Below are 13,853 nucleotides of genomic sequence, written 5' to 3' on the forward strand. Positions count from 1 at the left end.
CGGAGCTTCAAATGAATAATCAAAAGGCGCACAATCGAAAAAAGACTGTCGAAGGTATTGAGCAAGCTATTGCTCGGGTACAGCAAGCCCAAGGCAAGGTATCCATTTCTGCTGTTGCTAAGGAGGCCGGGGTCACCCCAGCCCTGATTCACAACACCTACCCGGACCTTGCAGAAAAGATCAGAAGGCTAGTGGGTAAGGCAACGAGAAGTCAGCGCGATGCCAAGCATGACACGTTAATTCGTGAGCGCCAGATCAACCATGCCTTGAGGCAGGAACTTGCAGAGTCGCGTGCAGATTTAGCTAAGCTTGCATCCATTAACCAAGTACTAATAAACGAGGTAGCCTTACTAAAAGGTGTGGCTACGGAGAAAGTGGTTTCGATCCTTCATTCAAAATGATCGTGTGACGGTTTGCGGATAAGAACTGCTGCTCGTCTACACTTTTACTCTAGAAAGACGATAGTCACAATGCCTGAATTCTGCCGATTCAAGCTCATGAGATACATACAAGCAAAACCAACTAATTCATCCAAGTCGATGACAATAGATATCAACTTGGTAGAAGGTAAAATTTTAGATACTTTACCTCATATGTCATTCTGATCGCGTCGGACAGATGGGAGAAACCCGTGGTCGGCTATTGAACCATAAGATCAGCGCCAACCTGTCAAATCAATTTGAGTGGCCGCTGTTCTTCTACGTCGCCTGTCTCTTCTTGCAGCTCCAGGCTACCCAGACAGTTGTCGCTCTTGCTTGGATCTTCGTTGGCGGCCGCATTCTGCATAGCGCTGTACAGATTTTTACTAGCAATGTCCGGCTCAGAGGTTTAGTGTTCACTATCAACTTTCTGGCAGTGATTGGCCTGTGGTACTTCGTGGTCACGGCTTCAGGTAAAGCAGTCGCGGCCTAATCAGGTAAAGTGTAACGACCTTGAGAGAGTAACTTTTGAAGTATGGCTCTTGAGGCCGTAATTCATCCAATACACTTATACACAAATTCTGTGGGTAAGATTCAGGTTGAACCGTACTTTTTATTGGTACCAAGGATTTGATCCCCATGCTCAAACGTTAGGCACCATTTGTCAGATATTAAAATTGATGCAACCATAAACAAATAACTGCGACAGAACTAGAAGCAAATCAGTCTTAACGTACGTTTTCGTTCCAATGGATTTCAAACCCTATTTACGATCACCGCAAAATGCGGCCGGAAGATAGTCCTACTTTTAAAGTAAGTTACTAATTTGACGTTATACCCTCTAGAGTTAGTACAGTCATCAACGCCATGGTAAGTGCCCGGGTGTATATATTCAGCGCAGGCTGAAGAACCCTACTATCGAACCCACACCAGAAAAACTATGACGACCACTTTATTATTAACCGAAGAGCCTCGGCAATTCTCAGAGTAATTTATTACGAATATGTATCATCGGGAGGAGTAAAACATTTTGAGCGATGAAGAAGTGGATGAAGAAAAGGGACTAGACCAGAAGAAACTTGAAAAGCTAGATCGTGAGAAAAAAGTACTATTGGCATCTTTGGCCGGCGGAGAATTTTCAGGGCAGATAACGAAGGTCGCATATATCCTAAACCTTTATCCTGAATCTAGAAATAGCGACATAACCCTAACTCTTAAATACTGGGAAACTTTTCAGTCTGATATCTATAACCCACAAGGGATTCTGCCCAAAGACTTATTTAGATTAGAACGAATGCACTATATCGTTCGTGCAAGAGCAAAGATTCAGAATGAGTACAATCTCTTTACATCAAACACGGATGTAAAACGTTTCCGAAAGAAAAACGAAGAGAAAATGAATGAAGCTGTTCTGGAAGATGCAAAACCAAGAAGGTTAGTTCATGTATATGCTGATGAAACTGGCAAAACTCAGAATTATATAGCTGTTTCTTCTGTATGGGTTCTGACCGGCAGAGCTGTATTTACGGTGAGTCAGGCAATTAGTTCCTGGCAAGAAAAGTCTCTTTGGAAAAAAAGAGAAATTCATTTCGCTAAGCTCGGAAAGCAAGACCTGAATACACTAAATGAGTATCTTGGAGTAATAGTTAAAAACAGAGAATTTTTGAGTTTCAAATCTATTGCTGTCGAGAGGTCGAAAACGAAACGTAGTATTGAGCAAGTAGTAGAAAAACTTCATGAACACATGCTTTTGTATGGTGCAAGACATGAAATAGATAACAATCGGATAAGTCCGCCTCAAGAAATTGAGGTTACCCTTGACCATGAGCAGTCCCTTGATGTTATTACGCTAACCGAACTTAGTCAGCGCATAAATTCTGGATATGCTACTAACTATGGAGATAAAGTAAAAATCTCTCATATAGAGACTATGTCATCTAGAAACAGCCCTTTGGTACAGTTGTCCGATGTAGTGGCCGGTGCAATTAATCGAAAAATGAATAATGCTGCTGACAAAAATCATAAAGATGAAATGGCTGATCGGGTAATCGATATGCTGGATTTGCAATTCGAGCAAGGTAACGTAAACGGGTTAGATGTATCAGCACATTTCAAAATATAGAATAGATAGATGCAGTTATTACTGGCTTAAAATCGCGTTGAATGCTGGTTGATCCAGTTTTAAATGCATGTTATTACACATATTTCTTGAAGGGCAAGTAGATATGAGAGTGTTATTGGTGGCTAATTTTATGAGAATAAATGAGAAAAACTGTTAACGTTATGGTACCTTGTTTTAATAGAAAATAACTGTTACTTAATTGTTAGGATCATTCAGAAATAACGATGGCTGTGCCATTGCTCGTAGTGAGGAAGCCAAAGCACTTGGCGTCAAAATGGGGCAGCCTTGGTTCCAGATTAAACACTTAGAAAATCTGCCGGACTGGTTGCGCTTTCCGCTAATTTCGCCTTGTACGGCGATATGAGCAGTCGCATGATGAGTCTGGCGTCCGAGCTGGGTGATTCGCAGGAAATCTACTCGATTGACGAGTGCTTTATCGGCTTGGAAGGAATCTCTGACGTAACTCAACGCGCCAAGGATACAAGAGCAAAAATCCTGCAATGGATCGGTATTCCAACCTGTGTCGGAATAGGGGAGAGCAAAACCCTGGCGAAGCTGGCCAACCATATTGCCAAGGATGCAGAACGAAAGCCCGGCAGCTATCCTGCCCGCCTTGCACAAGTCTGTAATCTGGCAGAACTTACGGAGCACCAGCGTATATACCTGTTTGGAATTACAGATGTTAGTGAAGTGTGGGGAATTGGTAGACGTATCAGCCAGCAGCTTAAAGAAGCAGGCATTCAAACTGTCAAAGATTTTATCCAGCTCGATGCTGGAACAATCCGGAAACGATTCAGCGTTACCCTGGAACGTACCTGGCGGGAATTACACGGCGAAAGCTGCATTGACCTTGAAGAAATACCAGCACCCAAAAAAGAGATTGCACATACCCGCACATTTGGCTATCCAGTGCGTGATCTGGAATCGCTGACTGAAGCGATAACAGAATTCACTTCCCGCGCGGCAGAAAAATTGCGCAGACAACAAAGCCAATCTTCAAGCATCCTGGTATTCATCCACACCAGCAAACACCGCCCAGGGCCGCAATACACGCGCTCAATCACCGTTCCAATGGTACGCCCTGCCTCCGATACAAATAGCCTGTTATCGGCTGCTGTACGCGGCCTTAAAACAATTTACAAACCTGGCTATGATTTAATCAGAGCAGGAGTAATCCTGGTGGATCTGACCAGTCCGGCAGTACAACAAACCGAGCTGGATTTCGGCTCCTCGATGTCAGATAAAACCAATCAGTTAATGCAGACAATCGACCAGTTAAATGACCGATATGGCAGGGGGACGATCATTTATGGCAGCGCAGGTATCGGCAAGAAAACCTGGTCAATGAATCAGCAACGCAAAACACCTTGCTACACAATGAAGCTCAGGGATATTCCGATTGCTGTGGGGTGAGCCTTGACATCCTCCCCGGCCTTCAGGCCGGGGAGGATGTCAAATTAGGCCGCGTGAAAATCCATAGAAAGCTCAAAGCCACATGCATGAGCATACCTTTTCAGGGTTCCCCAACTCGGGTTGGTACCCCCTTTTTCTAAACGGCTAATGTTGCTCTTTTTGGTACCCATGCGGCGAGCCAACTCATCTTGAGTTAGGCCAGCAGCCGCACGCATTTTCAGCAGTGCACCGATAAATTCAAACTCTTCCGCCAGCACCTCATATTCCTGGTGCACTTCCGGTTTCTGAAGTGCACGCTCTTTCAATTGTTGCAATTTACTCATTGACCCACCTCTTTCATTCGTATTTTTGCCAGATCTAAGTCTTTCTTTGGCGTCTTCTGAGATTTCTTCACAAAGGCGTGCAGTATGTGTACATGCTTACCTTTCATGTAGCAGAAAAGTGCCCGGCCAATTCCTTCCTTTCCCTTGGCCCGTATCTCAAAAAGACCATCTCCCATAGGTGTGGTATGTGGAGCCCCAAGGTTAGCACCGTGCTCTTCCATCAATTCTAAAAGACGAATCATTCTGGCCTGAATCTGCGGTGGCATCTCGATAATTGCATCCTCAACACCACTATAAAAATCAATTACCCACGACATTGGCCACCTTCTAGGGTTATCATATATGATAACCTATAATCTTGCAACTTTTCAAAGTTACCAACTTTATTTTTTTATACAACGCTTCACAGCTGCGACAAAATCCAACCTCAGCAGATACATCGCCAGATCGACGGCACCACCACCACCCTTCTCTGTCCTTGTGTCATACCACTTGCAGCCGGTCGCCAGCAGCTCAACCGCGCTGCCACCCACGGCCACGTTTAACCTGACTGTGCTTTTATCTTTGACCGGCACAAAGTCAGCGTCTTTCTTCCAGTACAACCCCAGGGCATCGAGGGCAGCCGCCACCGGCATAGATCGCAATTGTTCCAGTAATTCAGGAGAGAATGATTTTCTTGATCTTCTCATACAGTTCTTCAAGCTTCATAGTGATGTGGCTTAATGAAACCGGACAGATCAGTTAAGAGAAAATAGTCTTAACTGGAGGAAGGAATGGTAACGAGAAAGCAGTACACGAAGGAATTCAAATTGGATGCGGTTAGCCTGGTATTGGATCAGGGCCATGCGACATCAGAAGTATCACGAAATCTGGAAATCAATGCCAATATGCTGAGGAGATGGATCAGAGAATACCAGGCAGATGATGCGGATCAAGTTTTTCGTGGCAATGGAAAGTTGACGCCAGAGCAGGAGGAAATTCGTCAGTTAAAGGCTCAGATCAGGCAGCTTAAGCTGGAGAGGGAAATCTTAAAGGAAGCGACGGTCTTTTTCGCGAAAGAAACGAAGTGAAATATTCGTTCATCACCCAAAAGAAGAAGACCTACCCGGTTGGTTTGATGTGCCGGCTCATGGGTGTAAGTCGTAGCGCCTATTATGATTATGTCCGGTGCGCTGACAATTGTTCTGTAGATCCGTGTCACGAAGAAATACTGGAAACGGTTCAAAGTATAGCGAACTCCAGCAATCATAGCTACGGCAGCCGCAGAATCGGAAAAGCACTGAATGCGCTGGGTTATCGGGTTAGCCGCTGGAAAGCTCGAAGCCTGATGCAAAAAGCCGGCGTGCAAGTAAGACACCGGAAGAAGTACAGGGTGACCACTGACAGCAATCACAAACAACCGATGTTCGAGAACAAGCTGAATCGACAGTTCGATGTTGCTAAACCGGATCAGGTCTACGTGGGTGACATCACCTGTATCTGGACTCAGGAAGGCTGGCTGTATCTGGCTGTTGTCATCGATTTGTTTTCCAGGAAGGTGGTGGGTTGGAGCATGAGTTCAAGAATGAAAGCAAAACTGGTTTGTGATGCATTGAGAATGGCTATCTGGCAACGCCAGCCACAAGCTGGATTGATTGTACATTCGGACCGTGGATCGCAATATGCCAGCAAGCAATACCGGAATTTTCTCAAAATACATGGCTTTATCGGTAGTATGAGCCGTGTGGGAAATTGTTGGGATAATTCAGTGGCTGAGAGCTTTTTCGGCAGTCTCAAACAGGAACAAATCCACTGGCAACACTACCAAACTCGCCATGAAGCTCAGCAGGATGTGCTGCAGTATATTTCCATGTTTTATAACAGCCATCGACTGCATTCATACTTGGGATACAAAAGCCCTAATCAATATGAGGCAGAAACAGAAATATTGAGAAAAGTCGCTTAATTGGTCTGTCCGGTTTTACTTGACCAGGTCACAGGTATCCTTTGCTCTCTGTTTAATTGATAATGTAACGTGACGCGCTTCGCGTTTCAAGTGTTATTTGCTGATCAGGCTAATTAATTAGGGGTAGACCCAACAGTTGTGTCACCAGCCGCCAGTTGGACAATTTGAATGCCGGAAAACACATGTTTTCCGATACCGAATTGCCAATCTAAAATGTCATATTCAGAAGACGATTGCACCAGTTGATTGGGTGTAACACCACGCGGATTTATGATCACCGCAAAATGCGGCCGGAAGATAGTCCTACTTTTAAAGTGAGTTACTAACTGACCGTTATACCCTATATCAAAATCACAAGGCTTTGATAACTACGTAACTTTAACCAAATATCCTCCGTGATTCCCGGAGCAATTTACTGTAACCGATATTCCACTGGGCTTTTGCCACCGAGTTTTAATTTGATGCGATTCTTGTTGTAGAGGTCGTCTTGCAATTGGATGTAAATTAATTTTACCAATCTCTAAAGGATGGGATTTTGGTGAGGAGAGTTGTCGGAATGCGTTCTGAACAAGAGATTTTTGACGAGTTGGCAAGCCTCTGCGCGTCGCCGGGCTACGCGCATGCCGTTGCCTACTTGTGCTCGCGTGACAACATGATCCGCTATTCGGGGGAGATGACGGCCGAGGACATGCAGCACCTCTTTTCGAAGAGCCGGCTGATCCGCACCGAGACATCGACCCTCATCGGACTCATGCTCAAAAGCCCGATTGACTACACGCTTCCAGCCCCCCCGGTCCTTGAAAAGTATATCGAATCCACGGAAGCCTTGCTAGAAGAGATCCACCACGCGATGTCGGCCTCGTTCTGGCAGGACATCGATCCCGCCAAGATCGCCGAGGAAGGCTTCAATCCTTTCACGAGCGGCGCTGCACTGCGCGAACCAATCTTCTATGGTGGTGAGTCAGCGTACAGCTTTCAGTACCGCGACTTTTCCCCTGCGAAGTACGCAAACGATGACCCGTGGCTCATCGCCAACAGGGGCTTTTCGATCCACGATGCGCGTAACGTCGTCTTTGCCATTTCGCGATTGCAGGATGAAAAGTCGATCAGCGTCATGCACTCCATGCGCGGCACGTCCCAAGAAACGTGGACCTTCTTGCCCGGCAATCGTAGATAGGGTCCTGTCCGCATTTGCAGTCCCGCCAAGCGCGTGCAACGAGCAGTTCAAGGCCCTGCACGATTTCAACATCGCCAACGCCAGTCCGCTCATCGGCATGCCGGATGGCACCTACCTGCTCTTCCACATCTACAGCCTTGTGGAGGCGCTGTATGAAGCGCCGTTCTACTGGATGGGCGCTGACAAGGCCTATGTCAGCACGGCCATGCAGAACCGCGGCGTCTTTACCGAGCAGTTCGCCGTTGAGCGCCTGCGGCAGGTCTTCGGCGCGGAGAACGTTCTTGCCAACATCGACATCTACGAGTCAAAGGGCACCAAGCTCGCTGAAATCGATGTGCTGGTGCTTTTCGGCAATCGCGCCCTGGTGCTGCAGGCGAAATCTAAGCGCCTGACGCTTGAGGCCCGGCGTGGTAATCACCTGCAGATCAAGGAGGACTTCAAAAAGAGCATTCAGGATTCCAGCGATCAAGCCTATCGCTGCGCAAAGCTGATCGAGGAAGGCAGGTGCTCCTTCAAAGATGCCGCCGGCAACGCAGTGACGTTGCCAGCAAGCCTCAAGCGGATCTACGTGATCTGCCTGATCTCAAACCACTATCCGGCGTTGAGCTTTCAGGCCCGGCAATTCTTGAAGTTCACGGCGACTGACACGATTTCTCCGCCCTTCGTCATGGACGTTTTTGCGCTCGACGCGATGACCGAAATGCTCAGCTCGCCGCTGCACTTCTTAAGCTATGTGGATCGCCGGACTGGGTACACCGACAAGCTGATGGCGTCACATGAGCTGACGATCCTGTCCTACCACCTGAAGCAGAATCTCTGGCTGAACGACGAACATGACATGGTCATGCTGGATGACGATATCTCTGCCGACCTGGATCTGGCGATGCTGGTTCGGCGCGAAGGCATCCCTGGCAAGGGCACTCCAGAAGGCATCCTGACGCGGTTCAGCGCGACGGCACTGGGGCGCATGGTTAAGGCAATCGAAGCCCGGCCTCACCCCGCGACTATCGACCTTGGCTTCACGCTGCTGACGCTCGGCGAAGACACCGTGCTCGAGGTCAGCGCCGGTATAGACCTGCTTGCCAAGCAGGGCATCGCCGATGGTAAGAACCATGATGTCACCGTGGGGCTGGGCAGTGGTGGCACCGGCCTCACGATTCACTGCAACGACGACCCGATTGAGGTTGCCGGCCCGGCGCTCCAAAGGCATTGCCACGCGCGGAAATACACCGAGCACGCCCAGACTTGGTTCGGGGTCTGCGTGCGCCCGATGGATCAGGCGCTGCGCTTTGGGATCAATCTTGAATTCCGATGGGAGCAGGACGACACCATGGACGCGCTCACGAAGAACATGGGCAAGCCAGGCAAGCTGACCTCTCTGCTGCGAGAGGCGGCCAAGGCGCGAACCAAGGTGGGGCGCAATGACCCTTGTCCATGTGGGAGCGGTAAGAAATACAAGAAATGCTGTGTGACGTGAGGTGGTGGAAACGCAGTAGCCGCCTTGTTTATTAGTGGTAAACCCAACAGTTGTGTCACCAGCCGCCAGTTGGACAATTTGAATGCCGGAAAACACATGTTTTCCAACACCGAATTGCCAATCTAAAAATTACCGTCATTTTCAGAAGACGACTGCACCAATTGATGAGGTATGAAGCCTGTTGTGCATATGGCTCTTGACAGCATAATATCAGTACTCATATGCACGAAACTCGTATATGTTCAATACTCGTATGCACCAAAGCGCGGTAAGCATGGCGACCGATTTCGCACCGAATACCGAGCATGACGTGGCCACTCTGCCAGAACAGACATTGGAGCATGCGCTACGACGCGCCGCGATCATTGAGTCGCTGGCACTGTCGGAAACAGTCTGGCATGAAGCGGCCGACGCGGCAGTCCAGGCTATCAATGAGTCGATCATTGAAGCACGGCACAACCCCGAGACGGCGCGCTCTCTGTTCGAGTTGGCTTCCTACGGTCGGCACGATCCGGCATCACTGGAACAGTTGCGCGCCACCTTCGCTAAGGAAGGCATTCCTCCAGAATTTTTGTCACATTACAAGCCTGATGGATCCTTTGCATACCTTAGAAAGAATGACGGGTTAAGTGACAATTTTTGACGATCAGTAATTCCTGATTCATACTGTCACATAATCGAACGTATATGTGACAGATGAAACAATGCTAATTGGCTACATGAGGGTATCAAAGGCAGATGGGTCTCAGGCGACTGATCTGCAACACGATGCACTGATCGCGGCGGGTGTCGATCCTGCTCATATCTATGAGGATCATGCTTCTGGCAAACGTGAGGATCGTCCTGGTCTGGCAAGCTGTCTGAAAGCACTACGGAAAGGTGACATACTGCTTGTTTGGAAACTGGACAGGCTCGGACGGGATCTGCGACACCTGATCAATACCGTATACGACCTTACCGTGCGCGGTATTGGCTTGAAGGTGCTAAGCGGGCACGGTGCGGCCATCGATACCACGACTGCTGCCGGCAAACTGGTTTTCGGTATTTTCGCGGCTTTGGCTGAATTCGAGCGGGTGTTGATAGCAGAACGTACTAAAGCTGGCTTGGCCTCAGCCCGGGCACGCGGCAGGAAAGGCGGCCGCCCTTTCAAGATGACTACTGCCAAGCTGCGTCTGGCGATGGCCGCAATGGGTCAGCCAGAAACAAAGGTAAGCGATCTGTGCCAGGAACTCGGTATTACACGACAAACACTGTATCGACACCTTTCACCAAAAGGGGAGCTGCGCGAGGATGGGAGAAAATTGCTGACCGGGAAATAGATCGGTGATTGTGTAGTTTAAACAAAGCGGAAAAATAGCCGTTAATACTAAGAGAATAGCGTGCTATCTAATAAACAGAATCACAGTGTTATATCTATTTATTAAATTGCCTACTTAACAACTAACTTACTTAAATACTTCGATCTAACTAAAGTTAAATAGCATCAATTCCAAAGTTATTGGACAAAGTTCCTTAGATATTCTATTACACCAATAGGAATAAATATGTCAGCCATCGTGAGTCATACAAGATGTCAGAAATGTCAAAAAATTCTTAATGTCTCTGAGCTCAAAGACAACCCAGATGGCAATGGAAGAATTTGCACTGATACCGTTGAATGCAAGAAGAACGAACAAGAAAATATCAAGAGATCTAATCACGCACCCAAGACGACTCGCTAAAACGATCTGCTTAGCTCACTGTTAGATTTCCTCAATAGGCATAGCATGGAAGCACAAAACAAAACAGCGAATTCCCACGCACTGGAATGCATCTACGAAGAGATCGGAAACTTTGTCGTCATTGGGTTGACTGGACGTACTGGATCAGGATGTTCGACGGCTGCCGAGATATTGTCATCGTCATCACTAAATCTTCCTGATGTTAGTCACTCCCATTATGTTGAAAATGAAAGAAGAAAATTCCGCATCGTTAAATCTTACATAGAAAAAAACTGGATATCTTTTCGGTGGCTACAAGTTCGGTCTGTTATCACAAGATACATTTTGACCATGAACTTCAATGAGCTGGTTAATAATCTTTCCAAGATATTAGAAATTGAAACTTCAAAAATTAATAAAAGCTTTGATCCTTTCAAGGCAGAGTATGACGAAGCTCATGATCGGATCGAGAAATACCTTGCCCTCAAAGACGACACGATGGAAGAAATCAAAATAAAAAAAAAAGATGCATATGAAATTTACTTCGAATGGTTGCCTGATTTCTCTAATAAGCTGCGAGATCGACTTCAAAGCATATCTCAAATTTCGTATACCAAGTTCTATCAATCGGTAGGAGATAATATTCGCGCGTCAGGAACCCCGAGCTCAAATGAGTTTGACTCCAAAAAAATTTTTGAGCTTGCTTCAACAATAAACAAAGTCATTAAATCCGCACACCATGTTGCAAGGGAAAAAGGTGAACCATGCCACATAGTGATAGATGCGATAAGAAATCCTTTTGAAGCTGTATATTTAAGTGAAAGGTACGCTGATTTCTATCTTTTTTCGATAAATACCAGCAATGATAATAGGCTCGCGCACTTAAGAACTAGCCATAAATTCAGTGAGCAGCAAATCATAGATCTGGACAAAAAGGAATACCCAGATAGACTGCTTGGAGACCAGAAGTTTGTATCTCAGAATATTCAAAAATGCATTGAAATATCTGATATACACATTAATAACCCGAGAACAGATCAGTATGGGCATAGCGAGTTGCGCTCTCAGCTCGCTTGGTACGTCTCCTTAATCTTGCATCCTGGTCTAGTTACGCCGACTGCAACCGAGCGTTGTATGCAACTCGCCAGTAGTGCCAAATTGAACTCTGGTTGTATCTCACGACAGGTTGGCGCAGTCGTAACTGATCGTTCTTATTCAGTGAAGGCGATTGGTTGGAATGATTCACCGCAAGGCCAGGTTCCATGCTTGCTTCGGAGTGCCAAAGATCTCATGAATGGTTCGGATGAGGTTGCATACAGTATTTATGAGAAGAATAATGACAAATTCAGGGATGCGCTTATAGGGAAATATGGACAACACAAGTGTTCGAATATTCTGAATGGAAGAAATTTATCTTTTTGTTTTAAGGACTTGAAAAACGAGGTTGATGGGGAGAAAAATCAAGTTCACACACGTTCCTTACATGCAGAGGAAAATGCTTTTCTGCAGATCACAAAGTATGGGGGCAGAAAATCTCTGGCGGAATCTTGTTCACGACAGCTAGCCCATGTGAATTGTGCTCAAAAAAAGCCTACCAGCTTGGCATAAAGGAAATTGTTTACATCGACCCTTACCCTGGAATTGCTAATGAATACACGTTAGCAACGGGTAATAATTCGCCAAAACTTATACTCTTCAGGGGAGCCATCGGCAAGTCATACCACAAGCTCTACACTCCGATTATGCCGTTTAAGGACGAGCTTGAAACCTTGCTTGACTTGAAGAAAAACCCGGACAAAAGGGATATTAAAATCAAAGATCTTGAGCAGGAGAACTCCCGCCTAACAGATGAGGTGGCTCGACTCAATGAAGAAATCAAGAATGGTGGGCAGAAAACATCATCTGCACAACACTGAGTGTCATTTTCAGAAGACGATTGCACCAGTTGATTGGGTGTAACGGTTGTTGTACAAAAGACTCTTAATAGTCACGTGTCAATAATTTGTTGTACCAATCTCGACTGTACAAATACTCATATGCACAATAGCAAGAAGTGGCTCAGACATCAGACAATCACATCTTCGCTAGCCACGTTTTCTTGATTGCATCCGCAGAGTAAATGCTGTCAAGACTTATTGCTCATCACGGGCCGCTGGCAAACAGGCTTGCGCTATACCAAAATATTTCGGTAAATATCGGATGTTACCGACTTCTGACATTTAGTGCGGTTGTCTTCTGAAAATGACACTGGTTTCGTCTTGCGCCATCCAAAAGAGCAGGGAAGGGGGGTAGCTACAATAGCGCTACACTTCTAAACTTGTTATGGAGAAAAAATATGATAGCTGATGCTGTAGTGCGAGCACGTATTCCCGCTGATATGAAGGATAAGGTGATTGAAACACTAGATCGCATGGGATTGAGCGCATCTGATCTGATCCGCCTGACTTTCCTGCGCGTTGCGGAAGAAGGTCGGTCGACGAGGCCCAAAATTTAGAACACTCAGCGTGAAGAAAACGGACATCATGGTTGACAAACAAAATGGGCGCGAAAGTGTCAACCAACTGTCGACAGCATAGCGAAATAAAGCACCTTTATAGCTCAACCAACGCAGCTTAATCCCTTAATTGCTAATATAAAGCGTATATAGTGCGACTGTATGATACGGATTGTTAATCCGCAGGTCCCAGGTTCGAGCCCTGGTCGGGGAGCCAGTAAAATCAAGTAGTTGCATCTGTTTTTTCTCTTCCGTAATTTCCGCGGCCTTCTGACCTTTTTTGAAATTCGTTATTTGTTAGGGTAAGCGTGACTGAAATCCCGCAAATAATCGATCCATCCTGAGAATGGGTCATTCATCCACAATTTTCAAAGATGATGCTCTGACATAGATGGGGCCGCCCGTCAGATCCTTAATCACAACGAAATGGTGGAGCTGAACTGCAGCAATTTAAAACAGAAAGCCGGGCTGGCAACCACTGTCAACTTTCTGTCTGTGTCATATTCCAGAAATATTTGAAGGTTAGTATAGTTGCGTGATTGGTTTTCTCAGCCCTTGCTTCCTCCCCGTGAGTAAAGGGCCCTTCAATCCCTGCATTACTCTCAAGTGGCAGGGATTTTTTCTTTCGTTAATTATCAATAATCAGATCATTTCCGTAATCAATTTTTGACCCGCATGATTCGAGATTTTGATCGGTTTATCCTTTTCACTCGCGTTCTTAATGTGACGGAAACGTGACAACGGAATGATAGCGTTATTCCTTGTCGATACGATTTCAGATGC

14 protein-coding genes and 1 pseudogene are annotated in these 13,853 nt (G+C 46.3%); 12 read left to right on the plus strand and 3 right to left on the minus strand.

Annotated elements, in window-relative coordinates; genetic code table 11:
- Positions 1-11: 11 nt before the first annotated feature.
- The 4 genes from ABO04_RS05785 (at position 12) to ABO04_RS05800 (ending at position 3,954) form a co-directional block, all read left to right on the plus strand.
- Positions 12-401 carry a TetR family transcriptional regulator gene (locus tag ABO04_RS05785; RefSeq protein WP_164504280.1) on the plus strand — a complete coding sequence of 130 codons (390 nt, stop codon included), beginning with the start codon at positions 12-14 and terminating at the stop codon, positions 399-401.
- A gap of 217 nt (positions 402-618) precedes the next feature.
- Complete coding sequence (locus ABO04_RS05790) at positions 619-912, plus strand: MAPEG family protein (RefSeq protein ID WP_205012745.1); 294 nt, start codon at positions 619-621, stop codon at positions 910-912.
- A gap of 537 nt (positions 913-1,449) precedes the next feature.
- Positions 1,450-2,541: a DUF3800 domain-containing protein gene (locus tag ABO04_RS05795; protein WP_160809738.1), complete on the plus strand. Its 1,092-nt coding sequence runs from the start codon at positions 1,450-1,452 to the stop codon at positions 2,539-2,541.
- 372 nt (positions 2,542-2,913) lie between these two features.
- Positions 2,914-3,954, plus strand: a complete 1,041-nt coding sequence (locus ABO04_RS05800; RefSeq protein WP_240141438.1) for a DUF4113 domain-containing protein — start codon at positions 2,914-2,916, stop codon at positions 3,952-3,954.
- 44 nt (positions 3,955-3,998) lie between these two features.
- Here ABO04_RS05800 and ABO04_RS05805 read toward each other — a convergent pair whose 3' ends face one another.
- The 3 genes from ABO04_RS05805 to ABO04_RS05815 all read right to left on the minus strand — a co-directional run bounded on the left by ABO04_RS05805 (position 3,999) and on the right by ABO04_RS05815 (position 4,966).
- Positions 3,999-4,277, minus strand: coding sequence for a helix-turn-helix transcriptional regulator (locus tag ABO04_RS05805; RefSeq protein ID WP_160809739.1), 279 nt, complete (start codon positions 4,275-4,277; stop codon positions 3,999-4,001).
- Positions 4,274-4,594: a type II toxin-antitoxin system RelE/ParE family toxin gene (locus tag ABO04_RS05810; protein ID WP_160809740.1), complete on the minus strand. Its 321-nt coding sequence runs from the start codon at positions 4,592-4,594 to the stop codon at positions 4,274-4,276. Before ABO04_RS05810 ends, ABO04_RS05805 begins: the two co-directional genes overlap by 4 nt.
- 66 nt (positions 4,595-4,660) lie before the next feature.
- On the minus strand, positions 4,661-4,966 hold the full coding sequence (locus ABO04_RS05815; protein WP_160809741.1) for a hypothetical protein: 306 nt from the start codon (positions 4,964-4,966) through the stop codon (positions 4,661-4,663).
- Between the two features lie 84 nt (positions 4,967-5,050).
- Here ABO04_RS05815 and ABO04_RS05820 point away from each other — a divergent pair.
- The 8 genes and pseudogenes from ABO04_RS05820 (at position 5,051) to ABO04_RS05845 (ending at position 13,070) form a co-directional block, all read left to right on the plus strand.
- A protein-coding gene (locus ABO04_RS05820) for an IS3 family transposase (protein WP_240141439.1) occupies positions 5,051-6,222 on the plus strand; the annotation gives its coding sequence in 2 pieces (ribosomal slippage) (positions 5,051-5,300 and positions 5,300-6,222; 1,173 coding nt in all).
- Between the two features lie 556 nt (positions 6,223-6,778).
- Positions 6,779-7,399: a hypothetical protein gene (locus ABO04_RS11885; RefSeq protein WP_205012746.1), complete on the plus strand. Its 621-nt coding sequence runs from the start codon at positions 6,779-6,781 to the stop codon at positions 7,397-7,399.
- 97 nt (positions 7,400-7,496) lie between these two features.
- Complete coding sequence (locus ABO04_RS12060) at positions 7,497-8,876, plus strand: SEC-C metal-binding domain-containing protein (RefSeq protein ID WP_240141440.1); 1,380 nt, start codon at positions 7,497-7,499, stop codon at positions 8,874-8,876.
- 415 nt (positions 8,877-9,291) lie between these two features.
- Positions 9,292-9,519, plus strand: a pseudogene (locus ABO04_RS11835) (TniQ family protein); the annotation flags it as partial.
- A gap of 61 nt (positions 9,520-9,580) precedes the next feature.
- Complete coding sequence (locus tag ABO04_RS05835; RefSeq protein ID WP_160809846.1) at positions 9,581-10,195, plus strand: recombinase family protein; 615 nt, start codon at positions 9,581-9,583, stop codon at positions 10,193-10,195.
- Positions 10,196-10,642: 447 nt separating this feature from the next.
- Positions 10,643-12,184 carry a hypothetical protein gene (locus ABO04_RS05840; protein ID WP_205012747.1) on the plus strand — a complete coding sequence of 514 codons (1,542 nt, stop codon included), beginning with the start codon at positions 10,643-10,645 and terminating at the stop codon, positions 12,182-12,184.
- Positions 12,151-12,492 carry a hypothetical protein gene (locus tag ABO04_RS11895; protein ID WP_205012748.1) on the plus strand — a complete coding sequence of 114 codons (342 nt, stop codon included), beginning with the start codon at positions 12,151-12,153 and terminating at the stop codon, positions 12,490-12,492. The genes ABO04_RS05840 and ABO04_RS11895 overlap by 34 nt, the downstream gene beginning before the upstream one ends.
- Positions 12,493-12,911: 419 nt before the next feature.
- Positions 12,912-13,070, plus strand: a complete 159-nt coding sequence (locus ABO04_RS05845) for a type II toxin-antitoxin system RelB/DinJ family antitoxin (protein ID WP_160809742.1) — start codon at positions 12,912-12,914, stop codon at positions 13,068-13,070.
- Positions 13,071-13,853: the final 783 nt, after the last annotated feature.

The organism is Nitrosomonas sp. HPC101 (assembly GCF_009833125.1).
In the GTDB taxonomy this organism is placed as follows: Bacteria; Pseudomonadota; Gammaproteobacteria; order Burkholderiales; family Nitrosomonadaceae; genus Nitrosomonas.

What these genes read in the sequence shown, in the direction of transcription:
- ABO04_RS05785 (WP_164504280.1), top strand. Translation starts at nt 12, where the DNA reads ATGAATAATCAAAAGGCGCACAATCGAAAAAAGACTGTCGAAGGTATT.
- ABO04_RS05790 (WP_205012745.1), top strand. Translation starts at nt 619, where the DNA reads ATGGGAGAAACCCGTGGTCGGCTATTGAACCATAAGATCAGCGCCAAC.
- ABO04_RS05800 (WP_240141438.1), top strand. Translation starts at nt 2,914, where the DNA reads ATGATGAGTCTGGCGTCCGAGCTGGGTGATTCGCAGGAAATCTACTCG.
- ABO04_RS05805 (WP_160809739.1), bottom strand. Translation starts at nt 4,277, where the DNA reads ATGAGTAAATTGCAACAATTGAAAGAGCGTGCACTTCAGAAACCGGAA.
- ABO04_RS05810 (WP_160809740.1), bottom strand. Translation starts at nt 4,594, where the DNA reads ATGTCGTGGGTAATTGATTTTTATAGTGGTGTTGAGGATGCAATTATC.
- ABO04_RS05815 (WP_160809741.1), bottom strand. Translation starts at nt 4,966, where the DNA reads ATGAGAAGATCAAGAAAATCATTCTCTCCTGAATTACTGGAACAATTG.
- ABO04_RS11885 (WP_205012746.1), top strand. Translation starts at nt 6,779, where the DNA reads ATGCGTTCTGAACAAGAGATTTTTGACGAGTTGGCAAGCCTCTGCGCG.
- ABO04_RS12060 (WP_240141440.1), top strand. Translation starts at nt 7,497, where the DNA reads ATGCCGGATGGCACCTACCTGCTCTTCCACATCTACAGCCTTGTGGAG.
- ABO04_RS05835 (WP_160809846.1), top strand. Translation starts at nt 9,581, where the DNA reads ATGCTAATTGGCTACATGAGGGTATCAAAGGCAGATGGGTCTCAGGCG.
- ABO04_RS05840 (WP_205012747.1), top strand. Translation starts at nt 10,643, where the DNA reads ATGGAAGCACAAAACAAAACAGCGAATTCCCACGCACTGGAATGCATC.
- ABO04_RS05845 (WP_160809742.1), top strand. Translation starts at nt 12,912, where the DNA reads ATGATAGCTGATGCTGTAGTGCGAGCACGTATTCCCGCTGATATGAAG.